The organism is Pseudomonas sp. S1_E05, from assembly GCF_056337105.1.
Genome location: NZ_JBFRHM010000001.1, coordinates 4,257,569 through 4,276,652, shown reverse-complemented (window position 1 = coordinate 4,276,652; position 19,084 = coordinate 4,257,569). Strand labels below are relative to the sequence as shown.

Sequence of the window (19,084 nt, the reverse complement as noted above, 5' to 3'; positions counted from 1 at the left end):
GTTTAGAGGAAGAGCCCGGGGCCCGGGCGACTTCCTTCGGGGAATCTGACGCCCACTTTGCCGATCTTGTTCCCGTCCATGACCGCGACGGTCCACAGGGTATTGTTCCAGTCCACCTGGTCGCCGACTACTGGCGCACCGCCCACTTTCTGCGCAATGAACCGACCCAGGGACATGTCCGGATCGATGCCTTCGACCTTCAACCCGTAGAGGGCAGCAACCGCGGCCAGTTGGGCGTCTCCTTCGAGTACGAAGTCGCCGAAGAAACGCAAATCCAGCCCCCGTTGCGGCGCCTGGCTGAACAGTTTTCCCAGGGCCGGCAGGTTGTGTTCATGACCGATTACACACAGCAAATCGTCGACTTCGAGCACCGTACTACCCGACGGATGGAGCAATTGTTGGCCGCGAAACAGCGCTGCGATCCTGGTGCCCTCGGGCATTTTCAACTCGCGCAGCGGCGAGCCTATGCACCACTTCTCGGCACCGAGGCGATAAACGAACAGCTCCCACTCGCTGGTGACGTGAACTTCCAAAGCGGCGCGAGAGATCGGCGCCGGCTCCGGGGGAACGGTCACCTTCAACAGTTTGGCCACCCACGGCAGGCTGGTGCCTTGCACCAGCAGCGAGACCAGCACGATGAAAAATGCGAGGTTGAAGTAGAGCTGGGCATTGGGCAGCCCGGCCATCAGCGGGAACACCGCCAGAATGATCGGCACCGCCCCACGCAGGCCCACCCAGGAAATAAAGGCTTTCTCGCGGCCATGGAATGCCTTGAACGGCAGCAGGCCAACGACCACCGACAGCGGACGTGCTACCAGGATCATCCACAGCGCCAGGCCGAGCGCGGGGATGGCGATGGGCAGCAAGTCGTGTGGCGTCACCAGCAGGCCCAGCACCAGGAACATGCCAATTTGTGCCAGCCATGCCATGCCATCGAGCATGTGGAGTATGCCGTGGCGGCTGCGTACCGGACGGTTGCCGATCACCAGACCGCACAGATAAACCGCAAGGAAGCCGCTGCCGTGCAGGGCGTTGGTCAGGGCGAACACCACCAGGCCGCCGGCAATCACCAGGATCGGGTAGAGGCCGGTGGCGAGGTTGATGCGGTTGACCAGTTGCAACATCAACCAGCCACCGCCCAGTCCGATCACTCCGCCGATGCCGAACTCTCGCACCAGGTGCAGCAGCAAGTCCCAGTGCAGCCCCGTCTGACCGCTCGCCAGCATGTCGATCAGGGTGACGGTGAGGAACACCGCCATGGGGTCGTTGCTGCCGGATTCGATCTCCAGGCTGGCGGTCACCCGTTCATTGAGTCCCTTGCCGCCCAGCAGCGAGAACACCGCCGCGGCGTCAGTGGAGCCGACAATGGCGCCGATCAGCAGGCCCTGGATCATATTCAGGTCGAACAGCCAGGCTGCGACCATGCCGGTCAAACCGGTGGTAATCAGTACCCCGACGGTGGCCAGCGACAGCGCCGGCCACAATGCCACACGGAAGCTTGAGACCCGGGTGCGCAAGCCGCCGTCGAGCAGGATGACCGCCAGTGCGAGGTTGCCGACCAGATAGGCCGTCGGGTAGTTGTCGAAAATGATCCCGCCGCCGTCGACACCGGCGGTCATGCCCACGGCCAGGATAATCACCAGGATCGGGATGCCCAGACGTGAGGAAAGTGAGCTCACCAGAATGCTTGCACCTACCAGCAACGCGCCGATCAAGAACAGGCTGTTGATGGTTGTCGCATTCAAGGGCAATACTCCGGAAGCTGAAAAAAGGCGGGCACAAACTGACCATGCAGTCTGCGTGCCATCGATTCTAACCTGTTGAAATGTGATGCTGTCAAACAGGTTTGGGCGCCGATCGTTCCGATGCGCCGTATCCGGATCGTTCCCACGCTGCGTTCAATGATCGTTCCCACGCTCGGGGTGGGAACGATCATCGGCGAGAGGTCAGAGCCTGAAACGCCCCACCATCGTGTTCAGATCCACTGCCAGGCGCGACAGCTCGTTGCTGGCCGCACTGGTCTGGTTGGCGCCGGTGGCCGATTGCACCGACAGGTCACGAATGTTCACCAGGTTACGATCCACTTCGCGGGCCACCTGGGCCTGCTCTTCGGCGGCGCTGGCGATGACCAGGTTGCGCTCGTTGATTTCGGCGACGGCGCTGTTGATGGTGTCCAGGGACAGGCCGGCGCCCCGAGCGATGTTCAGGGTCGACTCAGCACGTTCGGTGCTGTTGCGCATCGAATCCACGGCCTGTTCCGTACCGTTCTGAATGCTGCCAATCATGCGCTCGATTTCGCTGGTCGACTGCTGGGTGCGGTGGGCGAGCGCTCGAACTTCATCGGCCACCACCGCAAAACCGCGACCCGCTTCACCGGCGCGAGCCGCTTCGATGGCAGCGTTCAGGGCCAGCAGGTTCGTCTGATCAGCCAGGCCACGGATCACATCCAGGACCTTGCCGATGTCGCGCGATTCATTGGCCAGCTCGCCGATCAAGGTGGCGGTGCTCTGCACGTCGGTGCTCATGCGTTCGATGGCGCTTACGGTTTCCTGAACCAGGTCACGGCCGTCACCTGCGGAGGTGGTGGCGTTCTTCGACGCCTCGGAGGTGCTCACCGCGTTGCGTGCCACTTCTTCCACGGCGCTGGTCATCTCGTTGACGGCCGTGGCGGCCTGTTCGATCTCGTTGTTCTGCTGGGTCAGACCACGGGCGCTTTCGTCGGTGACGCTGTTGAGCTCTTCGGCGGCCGATGCCAACTGCGTGGCCGAACCGGAGATACGTTGCAGGGTGTCGCGCAGCTTGTCCTGCATCTTGGCCATGGCGGCCAGCAGTCGACCGGCTTCGTCCTGGCCATCAACGGTGATCGGGCGCGTCAGGTTGCCCTCGGCGATGGCTTCGGCGGCGCCCAGGGCATTGGCGATTGGTCGGGTGATGCTGTTGGTCAGCAGCCAGGCAAACAGGAACGTCAGAACGGTGGCGATAACCAGCAGGACAACCACCAGATTGAACGCGCTGTCGTACTGATCGGCGGCTTGCTGGTCGGTGTCGAGGGTTTGCCGGGTGTTGATCTCCAGAAGTTTGGCCAGCACCGCGTTGATCGCCTCGGAGTTGCTCAGCAGATCGGTGTTGAGCAGGTTGCGCAGATCATCCACCTGATTGCTGCGCGACAGTGTTTTCATCCGGTCTTCGATCTGGCGATATTGCCCCAGCAGCTGTACGTATTGATCGTAGGCGGCACGTTCCTGCGGGCTGGCGATCAGTTTTTCGTAGATGCCCTGGGCGGTGCGGATCTGCTGGTTGCGCATGTCCAGCAGGTCCATGGTCTTTTGCTGTACGTCCGCCTCGCGATTGACCAGCAGACGGTAGGACAGGACGCGCAGGCGCAGGGTCAATTGGGTGAATTCATCGAGAGCCTTGATGCTTGGCACACTGTTACTGGCGATGTCCTCGGCTGCACCGCGAATCTTGCTCATCTGATTCAATGCAAACACGCCCAGGATCATCATCAGCGCGCCAATCAGGGCGAAACTCACAAGCGCACGCGGGGCGATATTCATATTACGAAGGGACATGGTGGGTACCGAATTAAACGCGCCTGTGCGGCGCTGAAACTGACGTATGCGTGACTTATCGGTCATACGACTAAAGTCTTGAGGGGGGCTTCGGATCAGTCGCCAATCCGATGCGGCGACGAAGTGCAGGAACCAGATCCGCCAATCACAGTCTCTAGGGTTCGCCGAGGAGCGTTACCGACCAGGAAAATCAAGGGCTTGCGTCCTTGTACCCCTGGCATCGCCGGTAACTTTTCTTTATCGTACGCGCCCTTTGAAAAAGCCTGGAAAATCAAAATGTTGGAAGCATCCCTCAGCCAATTGGAACAACTGGTCAGTGACCTCGTGCAACAGAATCAGAGCCTCTTGGGCACCAATCAGGCCCTGAGTGCGGAACTGGCCGGGCTCAAGGATGAAAATGAAAGCCTGCAACTGAGCCTGATGGAACAGGAAGAGAAGCACGGCGCGACCGCTGCCCGTATTCAGGCGCTGGTTGATCGCGTCAATGCCGGCCCGGTCAGCGCATGAGTATCGGCGCCGCAGGGGTAAAGGTCGTCTCGATTCTGGGAGAGGACTATTCGATCAAGGCACCGGCCGGGGAAGAGCAAACCCTGCTGGACGCCGCCGTCATGTTGAAGGCTGCCCTGGCCGAGACCAAAAGGAAGTACCCGACGCTGATCGGCGATCGCCTGCTGGTGCTGGCCGCGATGAACCTGTGTTCCCGGCAGATCGAAATGCAGAAGCAACACAAGCTGGAACTCGACCGTTATCAAGAGCAAGTCAGCGCCACGGTTGAAGTGATCACCAAGACGATCAATCAGGCCTGATAGGTCTTGAGCACAACCAAAGAATAGATTGTCGATTGTCCTGTATACAATCGGCACGGCTGTTGCAGTGTTTCAGCCTCTTATTCTTTGGGGGTGTTTCATGCAGTTCTGGCGACGCAGTATTCAATGGCAGTTGATCTTGAGCATGGGCACCGCCCTGCTGCTCAGCATCCTGATCGTAGTTGGCATTTATACCCTCGTGGTCAACCGTCTTGCCCAGCGTTATCTGGTCGAACAGGCGCTGCCGTCGAGCATCGAGGCCATGCGCAACGACATCGAGCGCATCCTCGTGCAGCCCCTCACCGCCGCCAAGGACATCGCCAGCAACAGCATGGTCCGCGAGTGGCTTGCCAATGGCGAAGATGCCAGTAAAACGCCGGCGTTCGTAGACTATCTGGAAGGCATCCGCGCCGAACACAAGGCGTTTACCGCGCTGATTATCGGCGCCGCGACCAACCACTACTTCACCGAAAAAGGCCTGGATCGCTCCCTGAGCCGAGCCAACGCCAAGGACGCCTGGTTCTACTCCTTCCTCGACAGCAATCAGCCGCGCACCCTCAATATCGACAATGACACCGCCACCGGAGAATTGGCGCTGTTTATCGACCTCAAGGTCGAACAAGCGGGCAAGGTGGTGGGTGTCGCCGGCCTCGGGCTGAGCATGAAAGAGCTGTCCGAGTTGATTCACGACTTCAACTTCGGGGCGCGCGGCCGGGTCTATCTCGTGCGTTCCGACGGTCTGATCCAGGTCCATCCCGAGGGGCAGTTCAGCGGCAGGCGCACGCTTGCCGAGCAGATCGGCGCGTCCGCAGCCCAAGCGATCATCGGTCAAAAAACCGCCGCAAGCAGCAGCTTCAGTCGTGAGGGCGAAGACTATCTGGCGCTAAGCCTGCCCTTGCGTGATCTCGACTGGACGCTCGTGGCCGAAGTGCCACAGTCGCAGATTTACGCAGAAGCTCGCCGCGCCCTGTGGATAAGTAGCGGCATCGGCCTGGCGGTAGCCCTGGTGAGCTTGCTGCTGGTGGTCTTGCTGGCCCGCGGGTTGGTGCGACCGATTCGGCAGGTAACAGAAGCACTGGTGGCCATCGGTAGCGGTGGTGGAGATTTGACTCACCGGTTAGATTCCACTCGCGCTGATGAACTTGGCGACCTTGCGCGTGGTTTCAACCGCTTCCTGGACAGTCAGCGCACCCTGATCGGTGAAGTACTGGCCACCAGTGAACGCTTGCGTACAGCCGTGGGGCAGGTGGCGCGAGTGGTGGACAACACGGCTGAACGCTCTGGTCGGCAACAGGAAATGACCGACATGGTCGCCACCGCCGTCCATGAGATGGGTTTGACCGTGCAGGACATCGCACAGAACGCCGGCAATGCGGCGCTCGCGTCACAGTCGGCCCGTGACGAAGCGTTGCTGGCGCGGGAAGTGGTTGGCGGGTCGATCCGCCACATCGAAAGCATGTCTGATGAAATCGGCGTGGCCGCCGGTGCGGTCGGGGAGCTGGCGCATCAGGTGGCGTCGATCGATCAGGTGCTGGCGGTGATTCGCGGGATTTCCGAGCAGACCAACCTGTTGGCGCTCAACGCCGCCATCGAAGCCGCGCGGGCGGGGGACATGGGGCGTGGTTTCGCGGTGGTGGCCGATGAAGTGCGGACCCTGGCCCGACGTACACAGGCGTCCACCGACGAGATTCAGCAGATGATCGCCAGCCTCAAGCAGGGGGCGGAAAATGCGGTGTCGTCGATGCACAGCGGACAAGCGGCGACGGGAACCGGTGTCGAGTCGAGCCAGCGCACGGGTGCATCCTTGACCGCTATCACCGGGCAGGTCGAACGCATCAGCGACATGAACCACCAGGTGGCGACCGCGACGGAAGAGCAGTCGGCGGTGACCGAAGAGATCAACCGCAACGTGCAGGGGATTTCCGATCTGGCGCGGGCGACGGCGGGAGAGGTGAGGGCATGTCGGGAGGATTGCCAGACGTTGCAGCGCTTGGCCGATGACCTGGCGCGGCAGATGGGTGGGTTCAAGTTGGGGTGATGGGATGTTTTCACTGGCGCCTTCGCGAGCAAGCCCGCTCCCACTGGTGGCTAGGGTGTTCACACCATTTGTGTTCCACCCCAAACCCTGTGGGAGCGGGCTTGCTCGCGATTGGCCGCGCTACAACAAACCGATCAGAACCACTCATCCTGCATGTTCAGGCACACATCATCCCGAGCTTCAAGAATTGCCAGTTCATGATGGCAACCCGGTACTTCCCAGGTCAGGAAATACCGGGCCGCCTGCAGCTTGCCTTTATAGAAGCCTGCATCCGCCGCATTGCCTTTGGCCAAGCCTTCCTCCGCACGAATGGCCTGCTCCAGCCAGCGCCAGCCAATGACGGTGTGTCCGAACACTTTCAGGTACAGTACCGAGTTCGCCAGGCTGCTGTTGACCTTGCCTTGGGCGAGGTCTGTCAGCAGGCCGATGGTCACGCTCTGCAAGCGAGCAACCAGCTTCTCCAGCGGCTCACGCAAGGGCGTCAGTGAGTCGAACCCCTGCGCCCGCTCGGCCGTCTCGGCGATCAGACGAATCAGTTGCTTGAGCCCCGCGCCGCCATTCTGTGCCAGTTTGCGTCCGAGCAAGTCCAGCGACTGAATGCCATGGGTGCCTTCATGGATCGGGTTCAGGCGGTTGTCGCGGTAATACTGTTCCACCGGGTACTCTCGGGTGTAGCCATGCCCGCCGAGAATCTGGATCGCCAGTTCGTTGGCCTTCAGGCAGAACTCCGACGGCCAGGATTTGACGATCGGTGTCAGCAGATCCAGCAGCTCGTGGGCCTGCTTGCGCTCGGCTTCGGTTTCAAGCGTGGTGGTGTCATCGAACAGTCGCGCCGCGTACAGCCCGAGGTCGAACGAACCTTCGACGTAGGCTTTTTGCGTGAGCAGCATGCGCTTGACGTCGGCGTGCTGGATAATTGCCACAGGTTTGGTGGTCGGATCCTTGCTGTCCGGCACCCGGCCTTGTGGGCGCTCGCGGGCGTATTCCAGCGAGTGCAGGTAGCCGGCGTAACCGAGCATCACCGCGCCCATGCCAACACCGATCCGTGCCTCGTTCATCATCTGGAACATGTAGCTCAAACCCTGATGCGGCTGGCCCACCAGATAGCCAACACAGTCGTCGTTATCGCCGAAGTTCAGCGCCGTGGACGTGGTGCCGCGCCAGCCCATCTTGTGAAACAGCCCTGCCAGCAGCACATCATTGCGAGGCCCCAGGCTGCCGTCATCGTTGACCAGAAACTTGGGCACGATGAACAGCGAAATTCCCTTCACTCCGGCGGGTGCATCCGGCAGCTTTGCCAGCACCATGTGCACGATGTTTTCCGACAGCGGGTGATCACCGCCGGAGATGAAAATCTTGTTGCCCTTGAGTCGATAGGTGCCGTCGGATGCAGGCTCGGCGCGAGTACGAATGTCCGATAGCGAGGAGCCGGCATGTGGTTCAGTCAGCGCCATGGTGCCGAAAAAACGGCCCTCGATCATCGGTTGCAGGAAACGCCGCTTTTGATCGTCGGTGCCGAAACTTTCTATCAGGTTGGCCGCGCCCATTGTCAGGAACGGGTACGACGTCGATGCCGCGTTGGCTGACTGGAAATGGGCAAAACAGGCTTGGGACAGCAATGTAGGAAGCTGCATGCCCCCGGCGTCGAAACTGCGCGCGGCGTTGAGGAAACCGGCCTCGAGGAACGCATCCACGGCAGGTTTCACCTCGGGGATCAGAATCGCCCGACCGTCTTCGTAGTGCGGCTCGTTCTCGTCGTTCTTGCGGTTATGCGGGGCGAAAAATTTCTCGGCGATGCTGCGAGCGGTGCCAAGGGCGGCATCGAAGGTTTCGCGATTGTGCTCGGCGAAACGCTCACGCTGGGTCAGGCCCTCGGCATCGAGGACTTCATACAGCTCGAAAGCCAGATTGCGGGAACTGAGCAACGTCTCGGACATGGCGGCCTACCTGTTTTTGGAATGGGCCGAGTCTAAGTTGGGGAATGCAGGAGGGATAGGATGATTGATGGGGATGATAAAGCAGTACAAGCTGCGAGCTGCGAGCTGCGAGCTACAAGCCACAAGTAAAAGCACTCGCAATTGCTTTTACTTGCAGCTCGTAGCTTGAAGCTCGTGGCTTGGGTAGCTGCCCTCAGCCGATGGTCATCAGGCTGGCATTACCACCCGCCGCTGCCGTGTTGACGCTCAATGCCCGCTCGATCACCAGGCGCTCCAGCGCGATGTTGGACTCACCCTGGGACAGGCCCTGCACACCAACGATGGCGCCGGCACGCTTGGCCACCTGCTGGCACACCGCACGAAGTTGGTCGGAATGACCGTGATGCAAGACCGCATCGAACACCACTTCGTCCCTGTTCCAGTCAGCCACCGGTTTGATGCGCGCCTGAATGTCCTTCGGCAGGCGTGCGAACAGTGCCTTGCTCACCTCGGTTTCCGGCCATACCGCCGAGCCGCCTACCGCCAGCACCGCTGCCAGTTGGGTCAACAGGTCGCCTTCGATGTCCGCCAGGCACAGCACGTGCTCGCGCGGCAGGATCGCATAGCTGTTGCGCTCGCCGGTCGGGCCGGCCAGGACGCGGGTGATGCCGCTTTGCGATTGGCCGGCGAACTGCGTGCACAGGGCGTTCAGGTCTGCGAGTTTATTGCTGTCAGCCCAGACTTTGAGGGCGGTCAGCGGTTGGCTCATGGCATCACGCAGGCGAACATCCGGTGCTGTGATGGCATCACCGCGAGCGAAGGATTGTTCGATAGCGTCCGCAGGACGGGTCGACAGCAGGCGGTACAGGTACAGCGGGCCACCGGCTTTCGGACCGGTGCCCGACAGGCCTTCACCGCCGAACGGCTGTACACCGACCACAGCACCGACGATGTTGCGGTTGACGTAGACGTTACCGGCATTGACGTTATCGATCACCTTGGCGATGGTCTCGTCGATGCGGGTGTGCACGCCCAGGGTCAGGCCGTAGCCGGAGGCGTTGATCTGGCCGATCAACTGGTCGATGTCCTTGCGCTTGTAGCGAACCACGTGCAGCACAGGGCCGAAGATTTCCCGTTGCAGTTCGTCAAAGCTTTCCAGTTCGATCAGGGTCGGCATCACGAAGGTGCCGCGCTTGACCTCCTCGGCATCGGCGATAGCGACCTGGTACACGCTGCGGCCTTTGTCGCGCATGGCCTGGATGTGCTTCTCGATACCTGCCTTGGCTTCGGCATCGATCACTGGCCCGATGTCCACGGACAGGCGCTCTGGGTTGCCAAGGCGGCTTTCGGCCATCGCGCCCTTGAGCATTTCGATGACGCGGTCGGCGGAATCTTCCTGCAAGCACAGCACGCGCAGTGCCGAGCAACGCTGGCCGGCGCTGTCGAAGGCCGACGATACAACGTCAATCACCACTTGCTCGGTCAGCGCCGAGGAGTCGACGATCATGGCGTTCTGGCCGCCGGTTTCGGCGATCAACGGGATCGGACGGCCCTGGTTGTCCAGGCGACCGGCAATGTTGCGTTGCAGCAGGCGCGCCACTTCGGTGGAGCCCGTGAACATCACGCCTTTGACGCGATCATCGCCGACCAGGCCGGCACCTACCGTTTCGCCACGTCCCGGCAGCAGTTGCAGTACGCCTTGCGGAATGCCGGCTTCGAGCAGCAGGCGCACGGCTTGCGCGGCGACCAGTGGAGTTTGTTCCGCAGGCTTGGCCAGAACCGGGTTACCGGCGGCGAGGGCTGCGGCAACCTGGCCGCTGAAAATCGCCAGCGGGAAATTCCACGGGCTGATACAGACCACCGGGCCCAGTGGGCGGTGGGCGTCGTTGCTGAAATCGTTGCGTGCCTGGACCGCGTAGTAACGCAGGAAGTCCACGGCTTCACGCACTTCGGCAATGGCGTTGGCGAAAGTCTTCCCCGCTTCACGGGCCAACAGACCCATCAACGGCTGGATTTCGGCTTCCATCAGGTCGGCGGCGCGCTCCAGGATGGCGGCACGTTCGGCGGGCGGGGTGGCCTGCCAGATCGGGGCGGCGTTCAGGGCACACTGAATGGCGTTGTCGACATCTTCGACCGTCGCTTCCTGCACGTGGCCGACCACGTCACGCAAATCGGACGGGTTGAGTACGGGCGCCGGGGTTTCGGTGCTGGAGGCGCAACCGAGCATGGGTGCGGCTTTCCAGTTGTTGTGTGCGGTGGCCAGCAGCGCGCAGGACAACGACGCCAGACGGTGTTCGTTGGCCATGTCGATGCCGCTGGAGTTGGCGCGCTCGGGGCCGTACAGGTCGCGCGGCAATGGAATGCGCGGGTGCGGCAGGCCAAAACCGCCTTCGGTAGTGGCCATCTTCTCGATGCTGGCGACCGGATCGGCCACCAGTTCCTGGATCGAGATCGACTGGTCGGCAATGCGATTGACGAACGATGTGTTCGCGCCGTTTTCCAGCAGGCGACGTACCAGGTAGGCCAGCAGCGTTTCGTGGGTGCCAACCGGAGCGTACACGCGGCACGGACGGTTCAGCTTGCCCTCGGAAACCTTGCCTACAACTTGTTCGTAAAGCGGTTCACCCATGCCGTGCAGGCACTGGAACTCGTATTGGCCCGGGTAATAATTCTGACCGGCGATGTGATAAATGGCCGACAGGGTGTGGGCGTTGTGCGTGGCGAACTGCGGGTAAATGACTTCCGGCACCGACAACAGTTTGCGCGCGCAAGCGATGTAGGACACGTCGGTGTACACCTTACGGGTGTAGACCGGATAGCCTTCCAGGCCTTCGACCTGGGCGCGCTTGATTTCGCTGTCCCAGTACGCGCCTTTTACCAGGCGGATCATCAGGCGATGACGGCTGCGGCGAGCCAGGTCGATCACGTAGTCGATCACGTACGGGCAACGCTTCTGATAAGCCTGGATCACGAATCCGATGCCGTTCCAGCCGGTCAGTTGCGGCTCGAAGCACAGGCGCTCCAGCAGATCCAGCGACAGCTCAAGGCGATCGGCTTCTTCGGCGTCGATGTTCAGGCCAATGTCATATTGCTTGGCCAGCAGGGTAAGCGACAGCAGGCGTGGGTACAGCTCGTCCATCACGCGCTCATATTGCGCACGGCTGTAACGCGGGTGCAGGGCGGACAGTTTGATGGAAATGCCCGGGCCTTCATAAATCCCACGACCGTGTGAAGCCTTGCCGATCGAGTGAATGGCTTGTTCGTACGAGGCCAGGTATTTCTGTGCGTCGTGCTCGGTGAGCGCGGCTTCACCCAGCATGTCGTAGGAGTAGCGGAAGCCCTTGGATTCGAACTTGCTCGCGTTGGCCAAGGCTTCGGCGATGGTTTCGCCAGTAACGAATTGCTCACCCATCAGGCGCATGGCCATGTCGACGCCCTTGCGGATCATCGGCTCGCCACTTTTGCCGATGATGCGGCTCAGGGACGAAGTCAGGCCGGCTTCATTATGAGTAGACACCAGCTTGCCGGTCAGCAGCAGGCCCCAAGTGGCGGCGTTGACGAACAGCGACGGACTGTTGCCCAGGTGTGGCTGCCAATTGCCAGTGCTGATCTTGTCGCGGATCAGGGCGTCACGGGTGCCTTTGTCCGGGATGCGAAGCAGCGCTTCCGCCAGGCACATCAGGGCCACGCCTTCCTGCGAAGACAGGGAAAATTCCTGCAGCAGGCCCTGCACGATCCCGGCACGGCCGCCGGCACTTTTCTGGTTGCGCAACTTTTCGGCAATCGAAGCCGCCAGCTTGTTGGTGGCGTCGGCCATCGGTGCGGGCAGGCGAGCCTGTTCGATCAGCATCGGCACCACTTCCGGCTCAGGGCGGCGGTAAGCGGCGGTGATCGAAGCGCGCAGGACCGATTGCGGCAAGATGCTTTCGGCGAATTCGAGGAAGCACTGGTGAGCGTGGTCGACGTGCAGCTCGCCTGCATCATCACTCGCAGCGGCGCTCAAGCCGTTGAGCTCAGTCAGGGTTGCACCACCCTCGAGTTTTTCCAGGTAATTGAAAATTGCCTGCTTGATCAGCCAGTGGGGCGTGCGATCAATCGAGGTTGCGGCGGCCTTCAGGCGCTCGCGGGTCGGGTCGTCAAGCTTGACGCCAAGGGTGGTGGTAGCCATGTTTTTATCCTCATGTTTGCCACGACTGCGTGGCATCAGCTGGCCGCAAGATTAGCCGTGCTCTGGATGAGGTGCAACCGGGTGCAACCCTTTTTTTGCAGGAATAATGCGCAACTCGTCAGGAAAATAATTCTGGAACGAAAGTCCCGCTTCTGCTTGGTGCTTTTGCTTATAGCAAGCACATTTTACTGACCCATTACGGAGCAAAAGCGCTTTTTTTTCTGAGGAATCCGACTAGGTGCAACTAATTCTCGAGAAATGGGTTGCACCTTATTTGCAATGTTGCATAGCATCTGCGCCCCAAGGTGCAACCGATCAAAAGTTGGCTGCACCGGCTGATGGCTTTCCTGGGGAAACATCAGTCATAAATGCGCGGCCTCCCGAAGCGTCTGTCAAACATCATCGTTTACAGGCGGTTCAACTTGCCGCTGCTACATAAAAACAAAGCCAGGGCGTCACTTAATGAGCAATCCAACCCTGATCACGTTCGTGATCTACATCGCAGCAATGGTGCTGATCGGCTTCATGGCCTATCGCTCCACCAACAACCTTTCCGATTACATCCTGGGCGGTCGCAGCCTGGGCAGCGTTGTCACCGCGTTGTCCGCCGGTGCTTCCGACATGAGCGGCTGGTTGCTGATGGGCCTGCCGGGCGCCATCTACATGTCCGGCCTTTCGGAAAGCTGGATCGCCATCGGCCTGATCGTCGGTGCCTACCTGAACTGGCTGTTCGTCGCCGGCCGTCTGCGTGTGCAGACCGAGCACAATGGCGATGCGCTAACCCTGCCGGACTACTTCTCCAGCCGTTTTGAAGACAAAAGCGGCCTGCTGCGGATCATTTCCGCGATCGTGATCCTAGTGTTCTTCACCATCTACTGCGCCTCCGGCATCGTGGCCGGTGCCCGCCTGTTCGAAAGCACTTTCGGCATGTCCTACGAGACCGCGCTGTGGGCCGGTGCTGCGGCAACGATTGCCTACACCTTCGTAGGCGGTTTCCTGGCAGTGAGCTGGACCGACACCGTACAAGCCACGCTGATGATCTTCGCCCTGTTGCTGACGCCGATCATCGTGCTGCTGGCCACTGGCGGCGTCGACACCACGTTCCTGGCCATCGAAGCGCAGAACCCAAGCAACTTCGACATGCTGCGCAACACCACCTTCATCGGCATTATCTCGCTGATGGGTTGGGGCCTGGGTTACTTTGGTCAGCCGCACATTCTTGCGCGTTTCATGGCGGCGGACTCGGTCAAGTCGATCGCCAATGCCCGTCGCATCTCCATGACCTGGATGATCCTGTGCCTGGGTGGCACCGTAGCGGTAGGCTTCTTCGGTATCGCCTACTTCTCCGCGAACCCTGACGTGGCCGGTCCCGTGACCGAGAACCATGAACGTGTGTTCATCGAGCTGGCAAAAATCCTCTTCAATCCATGGATTGCCGGTGTGCTGCTGTCCGCCATCCTGGCTGCCGTGATGAGCACCCTGAGCTGCCAATTGCTGGTGTGCTCGAGTGCCCTGACCGAAGACTTCTACAAGACTTTCCTGCGTAAGTCGGCTTCCCAGCTGGAGCTGGTGTGGGTCGGTCGTGCCATGGTGCTGCTGGTGGCACTGGTCGCCATTGCGCTGGCCGCCAACCCGGAAAACCGCGTGCTGGGCCTGGTCAGCTACGCCTGGGCGGGTTTTGGTGCCGCATTCGGTCCGGTGGTTCTGATCTCCGTGATCTGGAAAAACATGACCCGCAATGGTGCACTGGCTGGCATCCTGGTGGGTGCGATCACCGTGATCGTGTGGAAACACTTCGAACTGCTGGGTCTGTACGAAATCATCCCTGGTTTCATCTTCGCCAGCCTGGCGATCTACATCGTCAGCAAAATGGGCGCGCCGACTCAAGGCATGCAACAGCGTTTTGCTGCGGCCGAGGCCGATTACCGCCTGAACAAGTGATCGTGACGAGCTGATGCTCTGACCTTTCGCTAAAACGGCCCGCTTCCTTCTGGAGGCGGGCCGTTTTTTTTGCGTAGGGTCAACAATGCTCGGGTTGCCCACTCGGCTGCGAAGTCCTGACGTTCACCTTCGTACAAGGTAAACTTGCGGGCCTTCGCAGGAGCAATCATGAATTATCGTCACGCCTTCCATGCCGGCAATCACGCCGATGTGTTCAAACACCTGACCTTGACCCGCCTCATCGCCTTGATGTCGCGCAAGGAGCAGCCATTCGCCTATCTGGATACGCACGCCGGTATTGGTCTGTATGACCTTCAGGGCGATCAGGCGAACCGTACCGGCGAGTACCTGGAAGGCATCGCGCGACTGTGGGATCAGCCAGACCTGCCGGCGGCGACCGCCGATTACATGAAGGTGCTGCACGACATGAACCCGGATGGCCAGCTGCGCTATTACCCGGGTTCACCGGAGCTGGCGCGACGCCTGACGCGAGCGCAGGACCGGGTGATGCTCAACGAGAAGCATCCCGAAGATGGCGTGCTGCTCAAGGACAACATGGCTGGCGACCGTCGAGTGAAAGTGCACCTGGGCGAGGGCTGGCACGTGGCCCGCGCGATGTTGCCGGTGCAGGAAAAGCGCGCGGTGATGTTGATCGATCCACCGTTTGAACAGCTCGATGAAATGCAGCGCTGTGCGGCTTCGTTGAAAGAGGCGGTTGGCCGGATGCGCCAGACAGTGGCGGCGATCTGGTACCCGGTGAAGGACCAGCGCATGTTGCGTCGTTTCTACCAGGACCTGGCCGGGACGGGCGCACCCAAGTTGCTGCGCGTGGAGTTGCTGGTGCATCCGCTGGAAACACCCAACAGCCTGAACGGTTCCGGGCTGGCGATTGCCAACCCACCCTGGGGGCTGGAAGAGGAGCTGCGCGAGCTGCTGCCGTGGCTGTCCGAGAAACTGGGGCAGACCCAGGGCGGCTGGAAGATGGACTGGTTGATTGCCGAGTAACCGCTGCGAGCTTCAAGCTGCAAGCTTCAAGTAAGAACGGGTCGGCGTAACGCCCGCTTGAAGCTTGCAGCTTGCAGCTGCTTCAAATCGGGCAGGTCACGCCTGTACCGCCAATCCCGCAGTAACCTTCAGGGTTCTTGGCCAGGTACTGCTGGTGATAGGCCTCGGCGAAGAACACCGTCGGTGCCTGGTCGATTTCGGTGGTGATCGTGCCTTGGCCCGCCTTCGATAGTTCCTCCTGGAACACCGCTTTGCTGCGTTCGGCGGCGGCGAGTTGTTCCGGGGTGGTGGCGTAGATCACCGAGCGGTACTGGGTGCCGATGTCGTTGCCCTGGCGCATGCCCTGGGTCGGGTTGTGCAGTTCCCAGAACATCTTCAGCAGCTCGTCGTAGCTGACTTTCTGCGGCTCGTAGACCACCAGTACGACTTCGCTGTGACCGGTCAGGCCCGAGCACACTTCCTCGTAGGTGGGGTTCGGCGTGAAGCCACCCGCGTAACCCACGACCGTGCTGACCACACCTTCGCGCTGCCAGAACCGGCGTTCCGCGCCCCAGAAGCAACCCAGGCCAAAAATGGCAAATTCCACGTCATCGAAGAACGGACCCAGCAGCGGCGTGCCTTTAACGAAATGGTTTTCCGGCAAGGTCATCGGGGTTTCGCGGCCAGGCAGAGCTTGTTCTTTAGTCGGTAGCACGTTTTTGTTCACCAGAATTTCCGAGCGCAAGACCATCATCAGTCCCCTCAGTCAGGTTGAAATGTAAGGAATCAGACCGCCAGTGTGCCCGAGAGTCGCGTCGCTGTCAGGCGATTGGGCCACGCGGATAGCGTTTGAGCTTGTCGATCAGCTCGGCGCCCGGAATCGGTCGGTCGAACAGGTAGCCCTGGCCAACGTCACAACGGTGACGGCGCAGGAACGTCAGTTGCTCGGCTGTTTCGATGCCTTCGGCCACGACCTTGAGTTTAAGGTTGTGGGCCATGGCAATCACCGCGGAGGTGATTTCCATGTCGTCCTGGTTGTCCGGGATTTCGTGAATGAAGCTTCGATCGATCTTGATGATGTCGATGGGGAATTTTTTCAGGTAACTGAGCGAGGAGTATCCGGTGCCGAAGTCATCCATGGCCAGGGTCAGCCCCAGGCGCTTGAGCTGGTCGAGCTGCAAGTGGGTGTCTTCGGTGGCTTCCAGCAGCAGGCCTTCGGTCAGTTCCAGCTCCAGCAGGCATGCCGGCAGCGCTTCTTCCTTGAGGATGTTGGCGATCGAGGACACCAGGTCCGGGTCGGAGAACTGCTTGGGTGACAGGTTGATCGCCACCTGCAGATTGCCCAGGCCGGCAGCGGTCAACTCTTTGCTCATGCGGCAGGCCTGGCGGGCGATCCACTTCCCGATCGGGATAATCAGGCCCGTTTCTTCGGCGACGCTGATGAACTGGTCCGGACGGATCATGCCTTTTTCCGGATGGTTCCAGCGCAGCAGCGCTTCCATGCCCAGCAGCCGACCGCTGCGCAGGCACAGCTTGGGCTGGTAGAACACATCCAGCTCGTTCTGGGTCAGGGCGCGCCGCAGGTTGTTCTCGACGAACAGTTTGTAGCTGGCCTCGGCATTCAACGCTTCGGTGAATACCTGCACCTGATGTTTGCCGTTGGCCTTGGCCTTGTGAAGCGCGAGGCCGGCGTTACGCATCAGGGTCTGTGGGTCACGTCCGTGCAGCGGTGCGCAGGCCAGGCCGACGGAGCCGGTGACGCTGATCAATTGGTTGTCGACGAACATGGGTTTGTCGAGCGTCGCCAACAGTTGATTGGCAACCTGCTGGCCCGATGTGAGGTCGGTGTTGTCCAGCAGTACGGCGAATTCGTTACTGGCGAAACGCGCCAGACTGCCGCCCGGCGACAGGCTGTTGCGCAGGCGACGGGCCAGGCTGATCAGCAGCTTGTCACCCGTCTGGTGGCCCAGGCTGTCATTGATTCGCTTGAAGTTGTCGATGTCCACCAGCAGCAGGCTGATCGGGGTATCGCTGTCTCGGGCGAAGCGTTCATCGAGGTTTCGGATGAAGGCCGGCCGATTGCCCAGGTTGGTCAGGTTGTCGGTGTAGGCCAGGCGTTCGATGCGCTGCTGGGCGAGCTTGGTCTGGGTGATGTCTTCGTAGATGCCGATGTAATGCGTCAGTTCGCGGTTGTCGCCGTACACCTTGGAGATCGACAACTGGCCCCAGTAGGGTTCGAGGTTTTTCCGGCGACTTTTGAATTCACCCTGCCAGCTGTTGCTCTTGGCCAGTGAAGACGGCGCATCGAACAACAGTTCACTGAGGTTTTCCAGGGCCGGCAGCTCCGACAGCCGCTGGCCGTGGACTTCTTCGGTGCTGTACTGGGTGATGGCGGTGAAGCTGGGGTTGACGTACTCCACCACGCCATCGCAGTTGACCAGCAGAAAGGCGTTGGCACTCTGTTCGACCGCGCGCTGGAACAAGTGCAGTGCGCTGGTGGCGGTGCGCCGATTGTGGTTGTTGATCACTTGGGCGAACTGATCAGCCAGTTCGCCGGCAAACGCAATCTCGTCGGACTGCCAGTCGCGGGTTTCACCTGATTGCTCCAGGCAGAGCACGCCGACCACCTGGCCGTCGATGCGGATGCTGGCGTCGAGCATCGCGTTGACGTTACGAGCGCGCAGGGCCTCGGCCATTTCCCGGGTGCGTGGGTCGCGGATGGCGTTATGCGCATCGATCGCCCGGCTGCCGTGCAGCGCATCCATGTAATCGGGGAAGCCACTGATGTCGATGGCGTCAGGCAACTCATAAGTCTGGGTGCAGCGGTGATACGCCGAAATCGGTACCAGCAGCGAGCCTTCCAGGTTCCACAGGCTGGCGCAATCGATCTGGTAAATGTCACAGGCGCTGCGGGTGATCAGCTCGGCCGCTTCTTGCACGGAGTTGCCAGTGCTATAGCGCTGGCGCGTCAGCAGCAGGATCAGGTCTTGCTGGGCGCGTACCCGGTCCAGATGCAGGAGTTGTTCCTGCTGGGCGCGTTGATTGAGTTCCAGGGCGATTTGCAGCCGGGTGTTGCGGGTTTCGAGATCCAGTGCCGGCAGCAGTGGTTCACCTTCGAAAACGCCGTCGACCACCATCAGGTAGCCACGCAGCAAATGTCTGTTGTGTTGTTTGTAGGCTTCGCCCAGCTCCAGCAGGCTCAGGGTGCCCGCAGCGGTGTGCAGGGTGTACCGGACCAGGTAGTGGGCGTTACTGGTCAGTTGCTGCTGGATGGTGTCATGCAGATGATAGCGTGCTTCGGGCTCCATCAAGCTGGCGTAGGGCGAGCCGACGAGCGCGCACAGCTCCACCGCCGGGAGGCCGAACTGTCGCTCGCAATTGGGATCGAGAAACAACAGGGCCCAGCTCGGTTCGTTCAGCCGTTCGAAACGCAGCATGCCGAGGCGCGAAGGCACCGGCAGTTGCGTCACTACCTCGGCCACCATACGGCTGGCGGCATCGGGTTGGCTTTTCATGGAAGGAACTCGCTTCGATTGTGCTGAACGCGCCGGGCTCTCGCCCTCTTTACTGTTGCCTGCAGCAAGGTTGCATCATTGCGACACCGACTGACAAGAGACATGAAGGCCAAGTGCTATAAGAATATGTCGGCAGGCAGGAAG

General features: G+C 60.7%; 11 protein-coding genes and 2 pseudogenes. 6 read left to right on the top strand and 7 right to left on the bottom strand.

Annotated features, from left to right (window positions below; all coding sequences use genetic code 11):
• Positions 1 to 2: 2 nt before the first annotated feature.
• The 3 genes and pseudogenes from AB4N33_RS19625 to AB4N33_RS19615 all read right to left on the bottom strand — a co-directional run.
• Positions 3 to 1,745, bottom strand: coding sequence for a potassium/proton antiporter (locus AB4N33_RS19625; RefSeq protein WP_460118728.1), 1,743 nt, complete (start codon positions 1,743 to 1,745; stop codon positions 3 to 5).
• A gap of 201 nt (positions 1,746 to 1,946) precedes the next feature.
• A complete protein-coding gene (locus AB4N33_RS19620; protein ID WP_460126841.1) occupies positions 1,947 to 2,810 on the bottom strand; it encodes a methyl-accepting chemotaxis protein in 864 nt (287 codons plus the stop codon).
• A pseudogene (locus tag AB4N33_RS19615) lies at positions 2,802 to 3,557 on the bottom strand (MCP four helix bundle domain-containing protein); the annotation flags it as partial. The pseudogene AB4N33_RS19615 and the gene AB4N33_RS19620, both read right to left, overlap by 9 nt.
• A 291-nt stretch (positions 3,558 to 3,848) precedes the next feature.
• Here AB4N33_RS19615 and AB4N33_RS19610 point away from each other — a divergent pair.
• The 4 genes and pseudogenes from AB4N33_RS19610 (at position 3,849) to AB4N33_RS19595 (ending at position 6,416) form a co-directional block, all read left to right on the top strand.
• The gene (locus AB4N33_RS19610; RefSeq protein ID WP_460118727.1) at positions 3,849 to 4,079 is read left to right on the top strand and encodes a hypothetical protein; all 231 of its coding nucleotides are present in this window, start codon (positions 3,849 to 3,851) and stop codon (positions 4,077 to 4,079) included.
• Entirely contained in the window at positions 4,076 to 4,378 is a 303-nt protein-coding gene (locus AB4N33_RS19605; RefSeq protein ID WP_460118725.1) for a cell division protein ZapA, read from the top strand. The genes AB4N33_RS19610 and AB4N33_RS19605 overlap by 4 nt, the downstream gene beginning before the upstream one ends.
• A gap of 100 nt (positions 4,379 to 4,478) precedes the next feature.
• Positions 4,479 to 5,549: pseudogene (locus tag AB4N33_RS19600) on the top strand (HAMP domain-containing protein); the annotation flags it as partial.
• A 126-nt stretch (positions 5,550 to 5,675) separates the two neighbouring features.
• A complete protein-coding gene (locus AB4N33_RS19595; protein ID WP_476458838.1) occupies positions 5,676 to 6,416 on the top strand; it encodes a methyl-accepting chemotaxis protein in 741 nt (246 codons plus the stop codon).
• 134 nt (positions 6,417 to 6,550) lie between these two features.
• Here the strand turns inward: AB4N33_RS19595 and AB4N33_RS19590 are convergent, their stop codons facing one another.
• Both AB4N33_RS19590 and putA read right to left on the bottom strand, forming a co-directional pair.
• Positions 6,551 to 8,353, bottom strand: a complete 1,803-nt coding sequence (locus AB4N33_RS19590) for an acyl-CoA dehydrogenase (RefSeq protein WP_476458057.1) — start codon at positions 8,351 to 8,353, stop codon at positions 6,551 to 6,553.
• 193 nt (positions 8,354 to 8,546) lie between these two features.
• Positions 8,547 to 12,500: a trifunctional transcriptional regulator/proline dehydrogenase/L-glutamate gamma-semialdehyde dehydrogenase gene (gene putA, locus AB4N33_RS19585; protein ID WP_476458056.1), complete on the bottom strand. Its 3,954-nt coding sequence runs from the start codon at positions 12,498 to 12,500 to the stop codon at positions 8,547 to 8,549.
• Positions 12,501 to 12,962: 462 nt separating this feature from the next.
• On the opposite strand from putA, the gene putP reads away from it, so the two are divergent.
• Entirely contained in the window at positions 12,963 to 14,441 is a 1,479-nt protein-coding gene (gene putP / locus AB4N33_RS19580; protein ID WP_460118719.1) for a sodium/proline symporter PutP, read from the top strand.
• A gap of 168 nt (positions 14,442 to 14,609) precedes the next feature.
• Entirely contained in the window at positions 14,610 to 15,446 is an 837-nt protein-coding gene (locus AB4N33_RS19575; protein WP_460118717.1) for a 23S rRNA (adenine(2030)-N(6))-methyltransferase RlmJ, read from the top strand.
• 82 nt (positions 15,447 to 15,528) lie between these two features.
• On the opposite strand, the gene msrA is transcribed toward AB4N33_RS19575, so the two are convergent.
• A complete protein-coding gene (msrA, locus tag AB4N33_RS19570; protein ID WP_460126837.1) occupies positions 15,529 to 16,176 on the bottom strand; it encodes a peptide-methionine (S)-S-oxide reductase MsrA in 648 nt (215 codons plus the stop codon).
• Between the two features lie 70 nt (positions 16,177 to 16,246).
• A complete protein-coding gene (locus AB4N33_RS19565) occupies positions 16,247 to 18,940 on the bottom strand; it encodes a sensor domain-containing phosphodiesterase (RefSeq protein WP_460118715.1) in 2,694 nt (897 codons plus the stop codon).
• Positions 18,941 to 19,084: the final 144 nt, after the last annotated feature.

What these genes read in the sequence shown, in the direction of transcription:
- AB4N33_RS19620 (WP_460126841.1), bottom strand. Translation starts at nt 2,810, where the DNA reads ATGCAGGACAAGCTGCGCGACACCCTGCAACGTATCTCCGGTTCGGCC.
- AB4N33_RS19610 (WP_460118727.1), top strand. Translation starts at nt 3,849, where the DNA reads ATGTTGGAAGCATCCCTCAGCCAATTGGAACAACTGGTCAGTGACCTC.
- AB4N33_RS19605 (WP_460118725.1), top strand. Translation starts at nt 4,076, where the DNA reads ATGAGTATCGGCGCCGCAGGGGTAAAGGTCGTCTCGATTCTGGGAGAG.
- AB4N33_RS19595 (WP_476458838.1), top strand. Translation starts at nt 5,676, where the DNA reads ATGACCGACATGGTCGCCACCGCCGTCCATGAGATGGGTTTGACCGTG.
- AB4N33_RS19590 (WP_476458057.1), bottom strand. Translation starts at nt 8,353, where the DNA reads ATGTCCGAGACGTTGCTCAGTTCCCGCAATCTGGCTTTCGAGCTGTAT.
- putA (WP_476458056.1), bottom strand. Translation starts at nt 12,500, where the DNA reads ATGGCTACCACCACCCTTGGCGTCAAGCTTGACGACCCGACCCGCGAG.
- putP (WP_460118719.1), top strand. Translation starts at nt 12,963, where the DNA reads ATGAGCAATCCAACCCTGATCACGTTCGTGATCTACATCGCAGCAATG.
- AB4N33_RS19575 (WP_460118717.1), top strand. Translation starts at nt 14,610, where the DNA reads ATGAATTATCGTCACGCCTTCCATGCCGGCAATCACGCCGATGTGTTC.
- msrA (WP_460126837.1), bottom strand. Translation starts at nt 16,176, where the DNA reads ATGGTCTTGCGCTCGGAAATTCTGGTGAACAAAAACGTGCTACCGACT.
- AB4N33_RS19565 (WP_460118715.1), bottom strand. Translation starts at nt 18,940, where the DNA reads ATGAAAAGCCAACCCGATGCCGCCAGCCGTATGGTGGCCGAGGTAGTG.